Raw genomic sequence first — 17,372 nt, 5'->3', positions numbered from 1 at the left:
TGGGCGGGTGTTAACGCGCGGTAATGTCCGGCGCGTCGACTCGGAAAGTTACCGATGAGTACACTTGCCGGGAGACCCGAAACAAAGCCGCTGGAGACGGAGAGCCGATGCAGCTAGCAGCGATCGTCATCTCGCTGGTCACCACTGTGATCGGCACCGCGCTCGCCGCCCGGGCGGCCGCGTACATCTACAAGGTGGTGAGGACCGGTTCGGCCGACTCCACCAGGTTCGGCGCACCCGCGCAGCGGGTGAAGACGGTGGCGGTCGAGTTCCTCGGCCACACCCGGATGAACCGCTGGGGGGTCGTCGGCGTCGCGCACTGGTTCGTCGCGGTCGGCTTCTTCTCCCTGGTGCTCACCCTGGTCAACGCGTTCGGCCAGCTCTTCGACGCCGAGTTCGTGCTGCCGGTCATCGGTGACTGGCTGCCCTGGAACATCTTCGTCGAGCTGATCGGCACCCTGACCACGCTGGGCATCGCGACCCTGATCGTGATCCGGCTGCTCAGCCTGCCCTCCCGGGCCGGCCGCAAGTCCCGGTTCGCCGGCTCGATCGCCTGGCAGGCGTTCTACGTCGAGTACACGATCCTCGGCATCGGCCTGTGCATCATGATGCTGCGCGGCCTGGAGGGCGCCCTCGAGGGCGTCGACTCCTACGACCCGACCTACCTGATCTCGTACCCGATCGTCGTCGCGTTCAGCGGCGTTGCCCACGGCACGCTGGTCAACCTGATCTACGTCTTCGCGATGCTGAAGATCTGCATCTCCTTCGCGTGGGCCATCACCATCGGCATCAACCCGTCGATGGGTGTCGCCTGGCACCGCTTCCTGGCGTTCTTCAACATCTACTTCAAGCGGGCCGAGGACGGCTCCACCGCGCTCGGCGCGCTCCGTCCGATGACCAGCAACGGCGAGGCGATCGACTTCGAGGACCCGGCCGACGACGCCGTCTTCGGCGTCTCCCAGGTCGAGCACTTCTCCTGGAAGGGCATCCTCGACTTCTCCACCTGCACCGAGTGCGGCCGCTGCCAGTCGCAGTGCCCGGCCTGGAACACCGGCAAGCCGCTCTCCCCGAAGCTGCTCATCATGAGCCTGCGGGAGCACGCCTTCGCCAAGGCGCCGTACCTGCTGGCCGGCGGCGGCAAGGACATGGAGGGCGAGGAGAAGGCCACCTCCGAGCAGCTGAAGGACGTCCCCGCCGCGGCGCTCGCGGAGGCCGAGCGGCCGCTGATCGGCACCGCCGAGGAGAACGGCGTCATCGACCCGGACGTGCTGTGGTCCTGCACCACCTGCGGCGCCTGCGTCGAGCAGTGCCCGGTGGACATCGAGCACGTCGACCACATCGTCGACATGCGCCGCTACCAGGTCATGATCGAGAGCAACTTCCCGACCGAGGCCGGGACCATGCTCAAGAACCTGGAGAACAAGGGCAACCCGTGGGGCCTGGCCACCAAGGCGCGCCTGGACTGGGTCAAGGAGCTCAAGAAGGAGACCGGCATCGAGGTGCCGGTGATCGGCGAGGACATCGACCCCGCCGAGGTCGAGTACCTCTACTGGGTCGGCTGCGCCGGCGCCCTGGAGGACCGCGCCAAGAAGACCACCAAGGCCTTCGCCGAGCTGCTGCACACCGCGGGCGTCAAGTTCGCGATCCTCGGCAAGGAGGAGACCTGCACCGGTGACTCCCCGCGCCGCCTGGGCAACGAGTTCCTGTTCCAGATGCTCGGCGCGCAGAACGTCGAGACCCTGAACGCCGCGCTCGAGGACGCCCCGACCAAGCGGATCGTGGCCACCTGCCCGCACTGCTTCAACACCATCGCCAACGAGTACCCGCAGCTGGGCGGCCACTTCGAGGTCATCCACCACACCCAGCTGCTGCAGCACCTGATCGACGAGGGCAAGCTGCTGCCGGTCAACCCGGTCGAGGGCCTGATCACCTACCACGACCCGTGCTACCTGGGCCGCCACAACAAGGTCTACACGCCGCCGCGCGAGATCATCGAGAAGGTGCCCGGTCTGCGCAACGAGGAGATGCACCGCCACAAGGAGCGGGGCTTCTGCTGCGGCGCCGGCGGCGCGCGGATGTGGATGGAGGAGCGGATCGGCAAGCGCATCAACACCGAGCGCGTGGACGAGGCGCTGTCCCTCAACCCGGACATCGTCTCCACCGCCTGCCCGTTCTGCCTGGTGATGCTCTCCGACTCGGTCAACGGCAAGAAGAACGAGGGCGCGGCCAAGGAGCACCTGAAGGTGGTCGACGTCGCCCAGCTGCTGCTGGAGTCGGTCAAGGCCGCCCCGGCCGCCGACCCGGAGCAGGAGCCGGTCGACGCCTGAACCCCGGCGCCGCCGCGTACTTGAGGCCCCGTTCACCGCTCCGTGCGGTGGGCGGGGCCTCGTCCTTCACTCGATCGGGTGATGCCCTAGCATCGGCCCATGAACATCGGCGGGGGAGCCAACACACAGTCGGAAACGGGCGGGCCGCAGGGCCCCGGGGCGCCGCAGACACCGCCCGGCCAGGGCTGGGGAGCGCCCGCCTACCTGCCTCCGGTGACCAGCGCGGCGCCCGACTGGGCGGCGCTGGCCGCGGAGAACGAGCGGCAGCACAAGCGGCGCAGGATGCTGCGGATCGGCGGCGCGGCCGCCGCCGTGGTCGTCGTCGGCGCCCTGGTGGCCACGGCGATCGCGGTCGCCGGCCCGGACCACGGCAAGCCCGTCGCCGGCCCCTCGGTCGACCGGTCCGCCAACCCGGACGGCCCGGCCACCCCCGACCCCGGCGCGGCGAGCCCCGCGGCGTCCGCGTCCGCCTCCGGCTCGCCCTCGGCCTCGCCCACCGGGACGCCCGACGCCTCGGCCTCCGGCAAGCCCACCGCCGGCAAGCCCGGCTCGTCCGCCACCCCGGGCGCCGGCGCCCAGCCCGCCCCCGGCCTGCCCGGCCTCACCCTGGCCAACGGCGCCGCCGTGGGCCCCACCGACGGCCACACCGGCCCCACCCTGATCACCCGCGCCGCCAACGGCGACGGCTACGCGCAGAGCCCCGGGCCGCTGGTCGACACCAGCAAGTCCTTCACCGTCTCCGCCGTGGTCCGCAACAACGCCCCGAGCGGCGGCCGGGCGATCATCACCCAGGGCAGCGAGGGCTACTACTCCTTCTACCTCGGCCGCGACTACTGGGACACCCACAACCAGTGGGTCTTCAAAATCCAGAGCGCCGCCGGCAACGACGACCACAACGTCCGCCAGGCCTTCTCCACCGCCCCCGCCACCACCGGCCAGTGGCTGCTGCTCACCGGCGTGTACGACGCCACCGCCAAGAAAATCTCCCTGTACGTCAACGGCGTTCTGCAGCAGACCACTTCGATCCCCGGGATCTGGCAGACCAACGGTCCGACCCAGATCGGCCGCACCAAGTACAAGGGCACCTGGACGGACTACTGGGACGGCTCGATCGCCGACGTGCAGATCTGGAACCAGGCCCTCCCGGCCGGCTCCGTCTCCCAGCTGCAGGCCAGCGGCGGCGCCTCGGCCGGCACCCCCGCCGCCCACTCCTGGCTGCTGCCCTGACCCCTGGCCGCCTGCCGGACCGCACCCGGATCCCGCGACCGGACGACGCACCTCCACCCCCGGCTGACCGGGGTGCGTACCGGGGGGAAATAGAGTAGGCGCCGGACGCGCGACCTGCGGGTCCGCCGACACCGCGGGGAGGCCGCCGACCAGGGGCCACCCGCCGGCACCGCAGCACAGGGGAGACGTACACCATGCCCGAGGCGATCATGCTGGTCGGTGGCAAGGGCACCAGGCTGCGCCCGCTGACCACCCACACGCCCAAGCCGATGCTGCCGGTCGCGGGAGTCCCGTTCATCGCCCACCAGCTGGCCCGCGCCGCCGCGGCTGGCGTCACCCGGGTGGTGCTGGCCACCTCGTACCTGGCCGAGGTCTTCGAGGACCACTTCCAGGACGGCAGCCCGTACGGCATCGAGCTGGTCTACCTCACCGAGAAGGAGCCGCTCGGCACCGGCGGCGCCATCCGCAACGCCGCCTCCGGCCTGACCTGCGGCCCCGACGAGCCGGTCCTGGTCTTCAACGGCGACATCCTCTCCGGCGTCGACATCGCCGCCCTGCGCGACAGCCACGTCGCCACCGGCGCCGACGTCACCCTGCACCTCACCCGGGTCGAGGACCCCCGCGCCTTCGGCCTGGTGCCCACCGACGACAGTGGCCGGGTGCTGGAGTTCCTGGAGAAGCCGGAGACGCCCGAGCAGATCGTCACCGACCAGATCAACGCCGGCTGCTACGTCTTCACCCGCTCGGTGATCGACCGGATCCCGGCCGGCCGCGAGGTGTCCGTCGAGCGCGAGACCTTCCCCGAGCTGCTGGCCAGCGGCGCACTGCTGCGCGGTGTCGTCGACACCTCGTACTGGCTCGACCTCGGCACCCCCGGCGCCTTCGTCCGCGGCTCCGCCGACCTGGTGCTCGGCAAGGTCGACTCCCCGGCCGTCCCCGGCCCGACCGGCGAGGCCCTGCTGCTGCCCGGCGCCCAGGTCGACCGCTCCGCGGTCCTCTCCTCCGGCACCGTCGTCTCCGAGGACGCCGTCGTGGGGGCCGGTGCGATCGTCGAGGGCAGCGTGATCCTGCCCGGCGCCGAGATCGGCCCCGACGCGTACATCAAGGACTCGATCGTCGGCGCCTTCTCGGTGATCGGCGAGCGCTGCTCGCTGAACGGCGCGGTGATCGGCGACGGCGCCGTCCTGGAGCCCGACAACGAGCTGCCGCCCGGCCTGCGGATCGCCTGCGGCACCCTGCTGCCGATCGGCGCCGTCCGGCTGACCGCCGGCCCCGGCGGCTGCCCCGCCGGCGCCAGCGCGGCCGCGACGGTCCACGGGCCCGGCATCCGGGTCTCCAGCTAGTTCGGCTCTCCGGCTGGTTCGGCTCCTCAGGTGGGGGCCGTCCGGTCGCACCGGTGGGCGTACGGCCCCTCGACGGCCTCCGCGGACCCCCGCCCAGCGGCGGGGTCCGCAGACCACAGCGGTCGGCGGCGCCCGCCGGGACCGTCACAGGACGGCTGCAAACCGGCTGCGGGCCCATGATCAACCGACGGGCGGTCAGCGCCAGCGGGTACCGTCGAAGCGTGGCTGGCAATCGACACGACAACGGGCAGGGCGCCGACCCCCGGCAGAGCTGGGCGGCGTCCGGCGGTCCCGCACCGCAGCACGGCGGTCCGACGGGGCAGCCCGAGTACTTCACCGCGCCGATCCCAGGCGTGCCCACCGGCGGCCCCGGCGACCAGCCGGGCCACACCCGCGCCTTCGCCGTCGGCCAGGAGCCGTACGGGCCGCAGGACCCCTACGGCCGGCCGCAGGGCGGCTACCCGGGCTCCCCCGGCCCCGAGGGCTACGACCAGGGCGGCTACGGCCCCGAGGGCGGCTATGGGCCCGACGGGTACGGCCCCGGCGGCTACGACCAGGGCGCCTACCAGCAGGGCGGCTACGACGGCCAGGACGGGTACGACGCTCAGGGCGGGTACGGCGGCCAGGGCGGGTACGACGGCGGCTACCCGGGCGAGGACAACGTCGCCACCTACCGGGCCGGCGGACAGTCCGCGCCGCACCAGAGCGGCCCCCGGCTGCCCTGGCGGGCCCTGCTGGCCGGCATGTACCGCGAGCCCTCCCGGACCTTCGACCGGATGCGCGACCACCAGGTCTGGCTGCCCGCGCTCTGCGTCTCGCTGCTCTACGGCGTGCTCGCCGTCTTCGGCATGGGCAGCACCCGCAACGACGTCGTCGACTCCACCTTCTCGGTCGCCCTCTGGGCCATCGTGGCCGCCGCGATCACCTTCAGTGTGGCCGGCGCCATGCTCGGCGCCGTCACCCACGGCCTGGCCCGCCAGCTCGGCGGCGACGGGCCCTGGCAGTCCACGGTCGGCCTCGCGATCCTGATCAGCTGGACCACGGACGCCCCGCGCCTGCTGCTCGCCCTCTTCCTGCCCGCGTCCAACACGGTGGTCCAGATCGTCGGCTGGGCGACCTGGCTGGTCTGCGGCGCCCTCCTGACCACCATGGTCCGCCGGATCCACGACCTGCCCTGGGGCAAGGCGCTGGGGGCGGCGTCGGTGCAGCTGCTGGCCCTGCTCGTCCTGATCAAGCTCCCCACCCTGGGCTGATCCGGCCGCAGGCTCCTGGTTTCCGGGCATCCGCTGTCCGGATGGTGGGATTTTGTAGGCTGGGGTGTTCGACCCCGCCCTCAACCACGTGTCCCGGAGCCAGCGCATGCCCCTCCCCACCACCCACGTCAGCTTCCCGGCCGGCGCGGTGACCGGTACGTCGCCGATCCTCGCCGTCCACCCGCTCGCCGACGGCCGCCGGGCCGTGGTCACCGAGGCCACCCCGTTCCACCCGCTCGACCACACCTGGCCGGACCAGCCCGCCGACCTCGGCGTCCTCACCGTGGACGGCGTGGAGTACCCCGTCGTCGACTGCGTGACCGGCGCGGAGGGCCCCGCCGGGGACGGCCTGCACGTCGGTGCCGACATCCCGGTCCGCCGCGGCGACGAGGAGTGGTCCTGGCTGGTCCTCCACGTCGTGGAGACCATCCCCGACGAGGTGGTCGGCAAGGCCGCCGAGCTGTCCGTCGACGCCGAGCGCCGCGCCCTGCTCTCCGCCTCGCACACCGGTTGCCACCTGCTGGCCCTCGCCCTGAACGCCGCGCTCGCCCCCCGCTGGCGCAAGGACCCGGGCCGCGCCGACGCCTTCGGCAACCCGGACTTCGACAGCCTCGCGATGGCCTCCTCGGTCATGGACACAGAGGCCAGCACCGACACCTACCGGCTCGGCAAGTCGCTCCGCAAGAAGGGCTTCACCGCCGAGGCGGCCGACGAGCTGCCGTCCCTCGCCGACGCCCTGCCCGCCCTCACCGACGCGGTCAACGCCCAGCTCGCCGCCTGGGTCACCGCCGACGCCCCGGTCCGGATCGAGGTGCCCGGCCCGGAGCTCACCGCCCGCCGCCGCTGGCACTGCGAGCTGCCGGCCGGTGCCGCCGAGATCTTCTGCGGCGGCACCCACCTCCACCACCTGGGCGAACTCGCCGAGCTGCGCACCGAGTTGCGCCTCTCCGAGGACGGCAGCGAACTGGTCGCGATCACCCGCCCCAAGCGCGCCTGACGCCCCCCGGCGACCGGGCCGACTGACGCGCCCGGAACGACGAAGGCGCCCCGAACGACGAACGCGGCCGGCACCCCGCAGTGGGGTGGCCGGCCGCCTTCGGTGCGCTGCGCCGTCTCTCAGACGTCGGTGCGGTGGAAGTTCAGGAACGAGCGGGACGCCGTCGGACCGCGCTGCCCCTGGTAGCGCGAGCCGTACCGCTCGGAGCCGTACGGGTGCTCGGCGGGCGAGCTGAGCCGGAACAGGCACAGCTGGCCGATCTTCATGCCCGGGTAGAGCTTGATCGGCAGCGTGGCGACGTTCGACAGCTCCAGGGTCACGTGACCGCTGAAGCCCGGGTCGATGAAACCGGCAGTGGAGTGCGTCAGCAGGCCGAGCCGGCCCAGGCTGGACTTGCCCTCCAGGCGCGCGGCCACATCGTCCGGCAGCGTGATCACCTCGTAGGTGGACGCCAGCACGAACTCGCCCGGGTGCAGGATGAACGGCTCGTCGCCCTCCGGCTCCACCAGCCGGGTCAGGTCCGGCTGCTCCTCGGAGGGGTCGATGAACGGGTAGCGGTGGTTCTCGAACACCCGGAAGAACCGGTCCAGCCGGACGTCGATGCTCGACGGCTGGACCATGGCCGGGTCGAACGGGTCGATGACGACCCGCTCCTTGTCGATCTCGGTTCGAATGTCCTTGTCAGAGAGCAGCACGCCCCCGAGGTTACGTGCACCGGCGGGCCGCCGCCCAATCGCGACCGGCCCGCCGGACGACGCTCCCACCGTGTCCCGCCCCCGGGCCGGGCCTCAGGCCAGCGACTCGACGGCCTCCAGCCGCAGCGCACGGGCCAGTTGCGCCCCCGACAGCTGCGCCGGGTCGGCCGGCACCGAGCTCCGCAGCCGTCCGCACTGCGGACACCGGATCAACCGGCCCGGACCGAGCCGGCCCTCCAGCAGGTTCTGCATCGGAAACGTCGCGGTGCTGAACACGTGCCCCTCGGCACAACGAACGACGGTGCGCTGCTCCATCGATCCCCTTCCCTCACACTCTCCTGCGGCCTGCGCCCAGGCGGCAGCGTCACATTAGGGGATCTTCCGGACATCGCGCCCGACGGCTCGCCGCCGCTCCCACGACGCTCACGGCACCTGGAGCGATGGGGTACAGTGGAGCTTGATCGGGCAGTCCCTGACTTCCCGTCAGATGCGGGCGTAGTTTAATGGTAGAACATGAGCTTCCCAAGCTTAGAGCGCGAGTTCGATTCTCGTCGCCCGCTCCAGCGCAAAGCCGCAGGTCACTGACCTGCGGCTTTTGCATTTCCGGGACGGCATCCCCGGTGTGCCGGAGGGGCGCAGGTGGTGGCCTGCGCCCCTCGGGACCCGTGACGGGTCAGTTGACGACGAAGAAGTAGTCGGCCGGAGCCGTCTGGGCCCCGTCCTTGGTGGTGCCGTAGACCTCCAGGGCGTACCAGCCGCTGTCGGTCGGGGTCCAGGAGATCTGCGCCTCGCCGTGGGGGCCGGCCTTCACGGTGGTGCCCTCGCCCCAGTTGATGGAGTAGGTGTAGCTGACCGCGCCCTTGATCTTCGGGGTGAAGGTGAAGGTGCCGGGCACGCCCGCGCCGCCGCCCGAGCCGTTCTCCGGGTAGACGTCCGAGGTCACGGTCGGAGAGGTGTCGCCGCCGGTGCTCCACCACTGCTGCTGGCTCACCCAGCCGTTCGCGCTGGTGGAGGTGACGAGCAGGATGTCGCTGTACGGGTCGTCCAGCGTGACCTTCAGCTCGGCGATGCCGCTCGCGGACGCCTTGACGGTGGTCTCCGACTGGCTCTGCCCGAGGTGCTTGACGGTGTAGCTGACCACGGGGCTCGCCGCCTGGAGGCCCGGGTCGGGGGTGAGCTTGAAGGTCGCGTCCTTGCCGTACTGCGGCGAGTTGGAGACCTTGGTGACCGTCGGCGCGTCCGGCTTGACCGAGATGTAGTAGGTCGTGGGCTGGGACATGTTGAACGCCCGGTCCAGGCTGGCCACTCGCAGCACCAGGTACCCGCTGTCGTTCGGCGGGATCAGGTTCACCGTGGCCGAGCCGCCGAGCGAGTCCGCCCGGGCGAAGTAGTTCGGGCTGGTGACGTACGGGTCGTGGTACTCGGGGATGCCGTGCTCCCCGACCGACGAGACCCCGCCGACCGGGAAGGTGCCGAACCAGGTGAACTCGTAGCCGGCGACGTCGCTCACACCGTTGGCGCCGAAGGTGAGCTTGATCGGGGCGCCGCCCTGGTTCTGCTGCCCCTCCGGGTAGTTGGACGAGCTGACGGTCGGCGCCGCGCTCGGGAAGGTGTCGTCCGTGGTCACGTAGCACGACGCCGACCAGTCGGAGGCGGCACCGCTGTCCGCGTCCACGGTCCGCGCCTGCCAGGCGTAGGTCTCACCGTTGAGCAGCGGGGCGTTGAGTCCGCCCAGGGTGGTCGCCGCCTCGTTGCCCACGGAGGCGTACCCCCGCTCGCCGGTGATGACCTGCGACGGGTCGGAGAGCGGCCAGGCCCGGAACTGCTCGGTGACCCAGCGGACGCCGGCATCGGTGTGGCCCGGGATGCCCTCCACGACAAGACCGTCGCGCCCCGCGACGTACAGCGGCTTGGCCTGGTCGGTGGAGCACGCCTGGTACTCGTTGTACAGGTCGGTCGGTGTCGTCGGGGTACCGCCGGTCGCGTGCGCGGGCGTGGCGACGACGAGCAGCGCGAGGCCGGCCGCGGCGACCGGGGCGAGGGCCGCACGGATGCGTGCGGCCGAGGTTCTGTTCACGTGGTTCCCCTTGAGGTCTCCGCCGGCCTGGTTCCGGTCGAACGCCGCTCGGCGGGCGCGGGGAATGCTAGTGCACACGTACGAACAACTGAACGGGTTATCCGCGCGGGTGGTGATAGGGGGTCACGAGCGTCCACGTGTCGTTTCCGATGACGACGGACTGCGGGGAACCGGCGCTTCGAGGAGCCTAGTTGCGGAGGGCGACCTGGATGACGGCGTGGCGGCCGGTGGTGCGCCAGGGGGTGTGGGTGCGGTCGAGGCGGGCGACGGTGGTGGGGGAGAGGCCGGTGATCACGTCGGACTTGAGGGTGCGCAGAGCGGCGACGGACGACGGGAAGTGGCGGGCGGCGTCGGCGAAGGGGGTGGTCGGCGGCCACAGCCGGTCGCCGACCAGGCGGCGGTAGTTGAGGTCGCCCTTGAGGACGGTCAGGGTGGCGCCGGTGAACTCGGCCCGGAGGTCGGCGGGCAGGTCGTGGAACGGCAGTGGCGCGCAGAAGAACGGGTGTGTGCGGACGGTGAGTTCGCCGCTGCCGAGGGCGTGCCACAGGCGCCTGCCGATTGCCGCGGCGGCGTCCGTGGGTGCGCTGCGGAGGCGTTCGACGGTGGCGAGGACGTCGGCCGTCGTCGCGTCGGAGACGAAGTACGGCCGGGGCTTGACGTAGAGGTCGACCTGGGTGGCGGAGCCGCGGGTGAGGAGGTGGTCGATCAGGACCAGGTCGGGCAGCAGTTCCCGGGCCGCGTTGTCCGCGAGGACGCAGATCCGTCCGCCCCTGGTGCGGTCGAGTTCGGCCCACAGGAGTGGGCTGTCGTCGGCGAGCAGGTCGGAGTCGGTCGACCCGCCCTCCTCCGAGGTCATCGCGAAGCTGAGGTCGGCGCGGTTGCCCCAGAGCGCGGACGAGAGCAGGGCCGCGTCGCGGCGGGCGGGCGCCAGGTCGTCGAGGTCGCTCAGGGCGGCCAGTTCGTCGTCCACCGCCGCCCCGGCCAGCTCGGCGTTCTTGAACGGGGCGAACGGGTCGATGCCCTGCCAGGTGCCGGGCCGGAAGTATCCGATGGCGTCCAGCAGCCGGTGGTAGAACCAGCTCTCCGCCCACAGGAACGGCGCCTCGCCCCACGGTCGGCCCCACAGGCCCTCGCCCCAGGCCAGCCACTGGGCCCGGTCGTGGGCGTCCTCGGCCGGCGGTTCGAGGACGCCGGTGACGCTCTCGGCGAGCAGCCGCTGCACCGCCGCCCGTTCGGCCGGTCCGTACGGCAGGGCGTCGAGCACCTGCCGGACGAGTTCGGGGTGGCGTTCGTGGAACACGCTCCGGGCGAAGGAGCCGGGGACGTCGCTGCGGATGACCGGTGCGGTGGGCACGTACGGGCTCATTTCTCTCAGCGCCTGTGGCTGCGTCGGTGGGGCGGTCGGGTCGCCCGCGGTTGCCGACGGGCCGTCGGGGAGACTGGGTTCGCACCTTGGTTTGTACCGCGAAGGGGGAATGGCGTGCGTTACTCCGACGGACCGGTGGTCCAGTGCGAGATCCGGGTCGAGGCTCCGGTGGAGCGGGTGTGGGAGTTGGTGGCCGACATCGGGCTGCCGGCCCGGCTGAGCCCGGAGTTGCAGCGGGTGGAGTGGGTGGGCGGGGCCGACCGGCCGGCGCTGGGGGCACGGTTCGAGGGGTACAACCGGCATCCGGTGGGCGGTGAGTGGCGGACGCTGTCGCAGGTGGTCGAGCTGGAGGCCGGGCGGGTCCTCGGCTGGGCGGTGATGGACGTGGACGGCCTGTTCGGGGAGGCGACCGAGGATCCGGCGCACCGGCTGGCCGCCTGGCGGTTCGAGGTGGAGCCCGAGGACGGCGGCACCCGGCTGCGGCAGTCGGTGCAGATCGGTCCTGGCCGCTCCGGGGTGAGCCCGTGGATCGACCGGATGCCGGAGCGGGAGGAGCAGGTGGTGGCCACGCGGCTGAAGGAGCTGCGGGCCGGCATCGAGGCGACGCTCGGCGGCATCAAGGCGCTCGCGGAGGAGGGCCGCGCCGAAGAGGGCGGCGCCGACCGGGCGTAGCCATGGTGCAGGCCTTCAGCCGTCGTCGGGCAGCAGCCCGAGCCGGCGGAAGGCCTCCGCCACCCGCGAGGGCGGGCCGACGTCGGCCGCCTCGACGGCAGCCGGGCCGAGGACGGCCGGGCCGCCGAGGAGGGCAGGGCCGCCGATGACAGCCGGGCCGCCGATGACAGCCGGGCCGCCGATGACAGCAGGGCCGGCCAGGGCGCGCAGTCGGGCGGCGGCCTCGGGCAGGTGGTGGGCGCCGCCGCCGAGGGCGACCCAGCGGCCGACGTCGGGGTGGAGGACCAGCGCGGCGTCGCGGTTCTCGGCGTCCGAGACGGGCCGGTCGACCCAGAGGTCGCAGCTGCCGGTCACCGCGACCGGTACGCCGTCGGCCGACCATGCGAGGGTCACGGTGAGGGTGTGGCGGCCGGGGCGTTCGAGGGCGAAGCCGTCGGAGCTCCAGAACACCCGGTGCTCGGCCCGGAGCGAGGCGCCGGGGGCGAGCGGGGCGAGCGAGGCGTTGTCGCAGCTGATGACGGTGGGGCGGATCGGCCGTTCCCGGCCGCTGCCGTCGACATCGGACAGGGTGGCGAACAGTGCCTCCGGGCGGAGGTCGGTGGGGACCGGCAGCGCCGTGTCGGAGGTGTTGGTCAGCGTCCAGGCGACGGTGACGGGCGCGCCGAGCGGTACCCGCTCCGCCTCGGCGGTGACGTCGAGGCGCAGTTCATCCGGGCGGAAGGTTTCGCGGTCGGCGGCCTGCGGCGCGCCGGCCCGGTACCAGGCCTCGAACGGCCAGCCGCCGGGGCGCACCACGGGGTCGGGCATGTGGGCCAGGTGGTTGCGGACGGTGGGGTTGAAGCCGAGGGCGATCCCGTCGGGGAAAGCACCGGCGCCGGCCGCAGCGGCCTTGGCCAGGACCTTGGCGACGTCCGGGGTGGTGCTCATGATCGAGTTGTCGGCCACCGTCTCGATGTTCTGGTGGATCTGGTTGAAGGCGTGGGTCACCTCGTGGAGCGCCGAGCGGAGGTAGGCGCGGGGGACGTCGCGCTGGCGCCGGTCCTCCGCCGTCCCGTAGACGGGGGCGCCGTCGCTGCGGTAGCCGTCGTCGCTGAAGGTCGCCGCCCCTTCGCGCGGGGCGCCGAACGCGATGTCGTACATCACCCCACGCTCGCAGCCCATCGTGGCGGGGACGACGACGAGGTGGGTGCGCCACTCGGCGTCCAGGTCGGTGCCGGCCTTGCGCACGCTCGCCATCAGGGCGTGCAGGTCGGTGCGCCGCCAGCAGGCGTGGGCGTCGATGCCCGGTGGGACGGGGACGTCGACCTGGGACTCGGCGTGGTCGACGGTCAGCTCCCACCCGGCGGTCGCGTAGACGGTGTCGAACCACTCGGTCCCGGTGCCGGTCGGGTCGGGGACCGGCCGGGGTGCGACGGCGCCCTGGAGGGTGTCGATCTCCAGGACGGCGCGGCGCAGGAAGCCGGACACCCGGGTGAGCGTGACGGACCCCCGGTCGGTGTCGCCGTCCAGGACGCGGCCCTCGAACCGCGGGCCGGGCTCGGCGGGTGAGCCGGTCGGGACCTGGTGGAGGAAGAGCCGCAGGGCGCGGCTGCGCGAGGTGGGGAAGGTGCCCTTGAAGGCGTCCCCGACGGGCTGGGTGTAGTCGAACTCGTCGAGGTCGAGGGTGACGTGGCGGCGTCCGCCGGGTGCGGCCGGCCGTGACACCGCGAGCCGGGTGCCCTTGAGGTACGAGCGGTAGCGGCCGCGCGGGAAGACCGGGATGCCCGGGCTCGGGGGGAGCGGCGGTTCGGGCGGCTCCGCGCGGCTCGCCGCGGCCGCCGGGGAGGTGCCGGACGCGCCGCCCGCGGCAGGGTCGCCCGTCACTACGGACAGCGGCCGGCGGTAGAGGTCGCCGCTGACGATCAGTCCGTCCGGCCCGGCGTCGGGTGCCGCCCGGTCGATCCGCAGGGTGCCGACGACCAGGAACCGGCTGTCGCGCGGACGGATCGTCACCAGGTAGCAGCCGTGCCGTACGTCGGGGTCGAGCACGGTCGGCGGCGGGAACGGTGCCCCCGCGCCGTCCTCGGCGGTGATGGCGGTGGCGATCGGGAGGCCGGGCGGCGGGAAGTCGGTGCGGTCGGCCCGCGGGTGCTGGTCCACAGGTGACAACCCAAGCAACGGGCCGCGCCCGCCGCCAGCGCGGAAGGCCGGACAGGTGAGCCTTCGCCGGTTCTGGCCGGGCGCCGTAAGGCATCTCACACCCCGTCGAGTGCCAGGACGGCCGGACCCGCTTCGGCGCGGGCCTATATTTGAACTGACTGGTCAGTTCAAAAACGGGAGGGTCCATCATGATCGAGCGGCGAGGCGGAGCGGCCGTCACGGCGGCAGGGCTGTCACTGGGCGGCGCCCGCGGGTGGGTGTACCGCGACATCGGCTTCCGCACCGAGCCGGGCAGCCTGGTCGCCATCGAGGGCCCGGCCGGCTCCGGGCGGACCTCCCTGCTGCTCACGCTCGCCGGGCGGATGCGTCCCACCGCCGGCACCGCCGAGGTGGACGGCCTGCCGCTGCCGGCCGCCGCCGCGCAGGTGCGCACCATCGCCGCACTCGGCCCGATGGCCGGGGTCAACGACCTGGACGACGCGCTGAGCGTCAGCGCCCACCTGCGCGAGCAGGAGCAGCTGCACGCCCCGCTGGTCGGCATCGGCCTGCCGGCCCGCCGCGAGTCCTTCGCCCGGGCCCACGCCGCGCTCGCCGCCACCGGTCTGGTGGTCGAGCGGCTGCGCTCCGGCATGCGCACCCCGGCCGGGGAGCTGAACCACCTGGACCGGTTCCGGCTCGGCGTCGCGCTGGCGATGCTCGGCAAGCCGCGGCTGGTCTGCGTGGACGACGTCGACGAACGCCTGCACACCACCGACCGGCTGACCGCCTGGCAGCTGCTGCGCCAGGTCGCCGACTCGGGCGTCACCGTGCTCGCCTCCACCACCGACGCCGGCCACGCCGCCCGCTCCTTCGCCCACCAGACGGTCCACATGTTCGGCCAGGGGGACCCGCAGAGCGTCGAGGGGCTGGCCGATGCGCGCGTTTAGCCTCGCCGGGCTGGAGCTGCGCCGTTTCACCCGCGGGCGGCTGCCCCGCGCCGCGGTGGTCGCGCTGCTGCTGGTGCCGCTGCTGTATGGCGCGCTCTACCTCAAGTCCTTCTGGGACCCGTACGGCAAGCTCGACAAGCTGCCGGTGGCCCTGGTCAACCAGGACCGCGCGGTCACCGCGGACGGGACCAAGGTCGACGCCGGGCACGACCTGGTCGAGTCGCTGAAGGAGAGCAAGACCTTCGGCTGGCAGGTGACCAGCGCGGACGAGGCCGCCAAGGGCGTCGCGTCCGGCCGCTACTACCTGTCGCTGACCATCCCCGAGGACTTCAGCGCCAACATCGTCGGCAGCAACAGCGACCACCCGGAGCGCGGTTCGCTCAAGGTGGAGACCAACGACTCCAACAACTACCTGGTCGGCTCGATCTCCCGCTCGGTCCTCACCCAGGTCCGGGCCGCGGCCTCGGCGAAGGCCTCCGCCGGGTTCTACGACCGGATCTTCATCGGCTTCGCCGACCTGCACGACAAGACCGGGCAGGCCGCCGCCGGCGCCGACCAGCTCGGCAACGGCGCGGCCCAGGCCGGCCAGGGCGCGGCCGCCCTCGCCGACGGCAGCCGCAACGCCCAGGACGCGGCCGGGCAGCTCGCCCGGGGTTCCGCCGCCGCCGAGCAGGGCGCGGCCCGGCTCGCCGACGGCAGCAGCACCGCCGGTGGCGCGGCCGGACAGCTGGCCGCCGGCCTCGACCAGGCCAAGCAGGGCAGCGGCGAACTCAGCGCCGGCCTCGCCCGGATCGACGACAGCCTCGCCCAGCTCTCCGACGGCGCCGCCCAGGTGGCCGACGGCACCCGGCAGCTCACCGACCGGATCGGCCCGGACGCCGCGAAGATCTCGCCGCTGCTGCACACCTACCCGCAGCAGATCCAGACCGCCGCCGAGGCCGCCGCCAAGGCCGCCCACGACGTGTCCACCGGCCTGAAGGACCTGCCGGGCCGCAGCGCGAAGATCCTCGCCGACGCCCGCTCCGTCTCCGCCGCCGTCGACGCCGCCTACGCCGAGCGCTGCCCCGCCGTGTCCGCCGACACCGCGCAGTGCCGCCTCGACGCCCAACTGGTCGCGCTCGGGCACCGCCTGCTCGCCAGTGCCGAGCAGCTCGACGCCGTGGTCCAGGAGAACGTCCCCAAGCTCGACGGCTGGGCCGCGGACGCCGCCACCGTCGAGCAGCTCGCCCGTCAGCTGGCCCAGCCGGGCCTCGCCGACTCCTTCGACGCCAGTGTGGCGAAGATCCGTCAGCTGGACGCCGGCGCCCACCAACTCGCCGACGGCGCCGCCCGGCTCAAGCAGGGCACCGCGCAGGCCCTCACCGGCATCCGCACCCTCGACAGCGGCCTCGGCCGGCTCGACGACGGCGCCCACAGCCTCTCCGGCGGCCTCTACCAGCTGTCCAGCGGCGCCCGCACCCTGGACGCCGGCCTCGGCCGGGTCGCCGACGGCAACGGCCGACTCGCCGACGGCCTCGGCGGCCTCACCGACGGAGCCCGCAAGCTCGACGACGGCCTCGGCCAACTCACCGACGGCAGCCGCGAACTGGCCTCCCGCCTGCACGAGGGCGCGGGCCAGATCCCGGCCTGGACCGAGGACCAGCGCAAGGCCCGCACCGTCGCCATGAGCGACCCGATCGAGCTGGCCAAGCAGGAGCTCAACAAGGCGCCCAACTACGGCACCGGCTTCGCGCCGTACTTCGTCCCGCTCGCCCTGTGGGTCGGCGCGATGGTCGCCTTCATGCTGCTGCGCCCGCTCAGCCCGCGCGGCCTCGCGGCCAACGCCCCCGCCTGGCGGGTCGCGCTGGCCGGCTGGCTGCCCGCCGCCGCGGTCAGCCTCGCACAGGCCGGCCTGCTGCTGGCGGTGCTGCACTGGGCGATCGGCCTGGAGATGGTCCGCACCGCCGGGGTGATCGGCTACCTCGCCCTCACCGTGCTCGCCTTCACCGCCCTGATGCAGTGGATCAGCGCCCGGTTCGGCCCGGCCGGACGCCTGCTCGCGCTGGCCCTGCTGATGCTCCAGCTCACCTCGGCCGGCGGCACCTACCCGATCGAGACCAGCCCGCTGTTCTTCCGCGCGATCAGCCCGTTCCTGCCGATGACCTACGTCATCGCGGGCCTGCGCCGCCTGATCAGCGGCGGCGACACGGCGATCGTCTGGCAGGGCTGCGCGGTGCTCGCCGCGTACTGGCTCGGCTCGCTGGCGCTGACCGTGCTCACCGCCCGCGGCAAGCAGATGTGGTCGATGTCGCGTCTGCACCCCGAGCTGTCGCTCTGACCCCCGCCGGGCGCGCGGTACGATCCGCGCGCC

General features: G+C 73.0%; 13 protein-coding genes and 1 tRNA gene. 9 read left to right on the top strand and 5 right to left on the bottom strand.

Annotated features, from left to right (window positions below; genetic code table 11):
• Positions 1-107: 107 nt before the first annotated feature.
• The 5 genes from FHR36_RS31120 to FHR36_RS31100 all read left to right on the top strand — a co-directional run bounded on the left by FHR36_RS31120 (position 108) and on the right by FHR36_RS31100 (position 7,147).
• A complete protein-coding gene (locus FHR36_RS31120; protein ID WP_253802590.1) occupies positions 108-2,327 on the top strand; it encodes a (Fe-S)-binding protein in 2,220 nt (739 codons plus the stop codon).
• Positions 2,328-2,426: 99 nt separating this feature from the next.
• Complete coding sequence (locus tag FHR36_RS39640; protein ID WP_301330886.1) at positions 2,427-3,554, top strand: LamG domain-containing protein; 1,128 nt, start codon at positions 2,427-2,429, stop codon at positions 3,552-3,554.
• A gap of 194 nt (positions 3,555-3,748) precedes the next feature.
• Positions 3,749-4,897, top strand: coding sequence for a mannose-1-phosphate guanylyltransferase (gene manB, locus FHR36_RS31110; protein WP_253802589.1), 1,149 nt, complete (start codon positions 3,749-3,751; stop codon positions 4,895-4,897).
• 221 nt (positions 4,898-5,118) lie between these two features.
• Positions 5,119-6,150, top strand: a complete 1,032-nt coding sequence (locus tag FHR36_RS40130; RefSeq protein ID WP_253802588.1) for a Yip1 family protein — start codon at positions 5,119-5,121, stop codon at positions 6,148-6,150.
• 106 nt (positions 6,151-6,256) lie between these two features.
• A complete protein-coding gene (locus tag FHR36_RS31100; protein WP_253802587.1) occupies positions 6,257-7,147 on the top strand; it encodes an alanyl-tRNA editing protein in 891 nt (296 codons plus the stop codon).
• A 119-nt stretch (positions 7,148-7,266) separates the two neighbouring features.
• Here the strand turns inward: FHR36_RS31100 and dcd are convergent, their stop codons facing one another.
• Together dcd and FHR36_RS31090 are read right to left on the bottom strand one after the other, a co-directional pair.
• Positions 7,267-7,842 carry a dCTP deaminase gene (gene dcd / locus FHR36_RS31095; RefSeq protein WP_253802586.1) on the bottom strand — a complete coding sequence of 192 codons (576 nt, stop codon included), beginning with the start codon at positions 7,840-7,842 and terminating at the stop codon, positions 7,267-7,269.
• A gap of 93 nt (positions 7,843-7,935) precedes the next feature.
• Positions 7,936-8,157: a hypothetical protein gene (locus FHR36_RS31090; protein WP_253802585.1), complete on the bottom strand. Its 222-nt coding sequence runs from the start codon at positions 8,155-8,157 to the stop codon at positions 7,936-7,938.
• 174 nt (positions 8,158-8,331) lie between these two features.
• Between FHR36_RS31090 and FHR36_RS31085 the strand changes: the two genes are divergently transcribed.
• Positions 8,332-8,405, top strand: a tRNA-Gly gene (locus FHR36_RS31085).
• A 110-nt stretch (positions 8,406-8,515) separates the two neighbouring features.
• Here the strand turns inward: FHR36_RS31085 and FHR36_RS31080 are convergent.
• The gene (locus FHR36_RS31080) at positions 8,516-9,919 is read right to left on the bottom strand and encodes a hypothetical protein (protein WP_253802584.1); all 1,404 of its coding nucleotides are present in this window, start codon (positions 9,917-9,919) and stop codon (positions 8,516-8,518) included.
• A gap of 187 nt (positions 9,920-10,106) precedes the next feature.
• Entirely contained in the window at positions 10,107-11,273 is a 1,167-nt protein-coding gene (locus tag FHR36_RS31075; RefSeq protein ID WP_308199686.1) for a damage-control phosphatase ARMT1 family protein, read from the bottom strand.
• Positions 11,274-11,399: 126 nt separating this feature from the next.
• Here FHR36_RS31075 and FHR36_RS31070 point away from each other — a divergent pair, with 126 nt between their 5' ends.
• On the top strand, positions 11,400-11,957 hold the full coding sequence (locus FHR36_RS31070) for an SRPBCC family protein (RefSeq protein WP_253802582.1): 558 nt from the start codon (positions 11,400-11,402) through the stop codon (positions 11,955-11,957).
• A gap of 15 nt (positions 11,958-11,972) precedes the next feature.
• Here FHR36_RS31070 and FHR36_RS31065 read toward each other — a convergent pair whose 3' ends face one another.
• Positions 11,973-14,096 carry a hypothetical protein gene (locus FHR36_RS31065; RefSeq protein ID WP_253802581.1) on the bottom strand — a complete coding sequence of 708 codons (2,124 nt, stop codon included), beginning with the start codon at positions 14,094-14,096 and terminating at the stop codon, positions 11,973-11,975.
• A gap of 188 nt (positions 14,097-14,284) precedes the next feature.
• On the opposite strand from FHR36_RS31065, the gene FHR36_RS31060 reads away from it, so the two are divergent.
• On the top strand, positions 14,285-15,022 hold the full coding sequence (locus tag FHR36_RS31060; RefSeq protein ID WP_253802580.1) for an ATP-binding cassette domain-containing protein: 738 nt from the start codon (positions 14,285-14,287) through the stop codon (positions 15,020-15,022).
• Positions 15,009-17,339 carry a YhgE/Pip family protein gene (locus FHR36_RS31055; protein WP_253802579.1) on the top strand — a complete coding sequence of 777 codons (2,331 nt, stop codon included), beginning with the start codon at positions 15,009-15,011 and terminating at the stop codon, positions 17,337-17,339. The genes FHR36_RS31060 and FHR36_RS31055 overlap by 14 nt, the downstream gene beginning before the upstream one ends.
• The last annotated feature ends 33 nt before the right edge of the window (positions 17,340-17,372 follow it).

It is taken from the genome of Kitasatospora cinereorecta (assembly GCF_024172095.1).
In the GTDB taxonomy this organism is placed as follows: Bacteria; Actinomycetota; Actinomycetes; order Streptomycetales; family Streptomycetaceae; genus Kitasatospora; species Kitasatospora cinereorecta.
Note: the sequence above shows the minus strand (reverse complement) of the source record. Positions and strands in the feature narration are given on the sequence as shown.

What these genes read in the sequence shown, in the direction of transcription:
- FHR36_RS31120 (WP_253802590.1), top strand. Translation starts at nt 108, where the DNA reads ATGCAGCTAGCAGCGATCGTCATCTCGCTGGTCACCACTGTGATCGGC.
- FHR36_RS39640 (WP_301330886.1), top strand. Translation starts at nt 2,427, where the DNA reads ATGAACATCGGCGGGGGAGCCAACACACAGTCGGAAACGGGCGGGCCG.
- manB (WP_253802589.1), top strand. Translation starts at nt 3,749, where the DNA reads ATGCCCGAGGCGATCATGCTGGTCGGTGGCAAGGGCACCAGGCTGCGC.
- FHR36_RS31100 (WP_253802587.1), top strand. Translation starts at nt 6,257, where the DNA reads ATGCCCCTCCCCACCACCCACGTCAGCTTCCCGGCCGGCGCGGTGACC.
- FHR36_RS31090 (WP_253802585.1), bottom strand. Translation starts at nt 8,157, where the DNA reads ATGGAGCAGCGCACCGTCGTTCGTTGTGCCGAGGGGCACGTGTTCAGC.
- FHR36_RS31060 (WP_253802580.1), top strand. Translation starts at nt 14,285, where the DNA reads ATGATCGAGCGGCGAGGCGGAGCGGCCGTCACGGCGGCAGGGCTGTCA.
- FHR36_RS31055 (WP_253802579.1), top strand. Translation starts at nt 15,009, where the DNA reads ATGCGCGCGTTTAGCCTCGCCGGGCTGGAGCTGCGCCGTTTCACCCGC.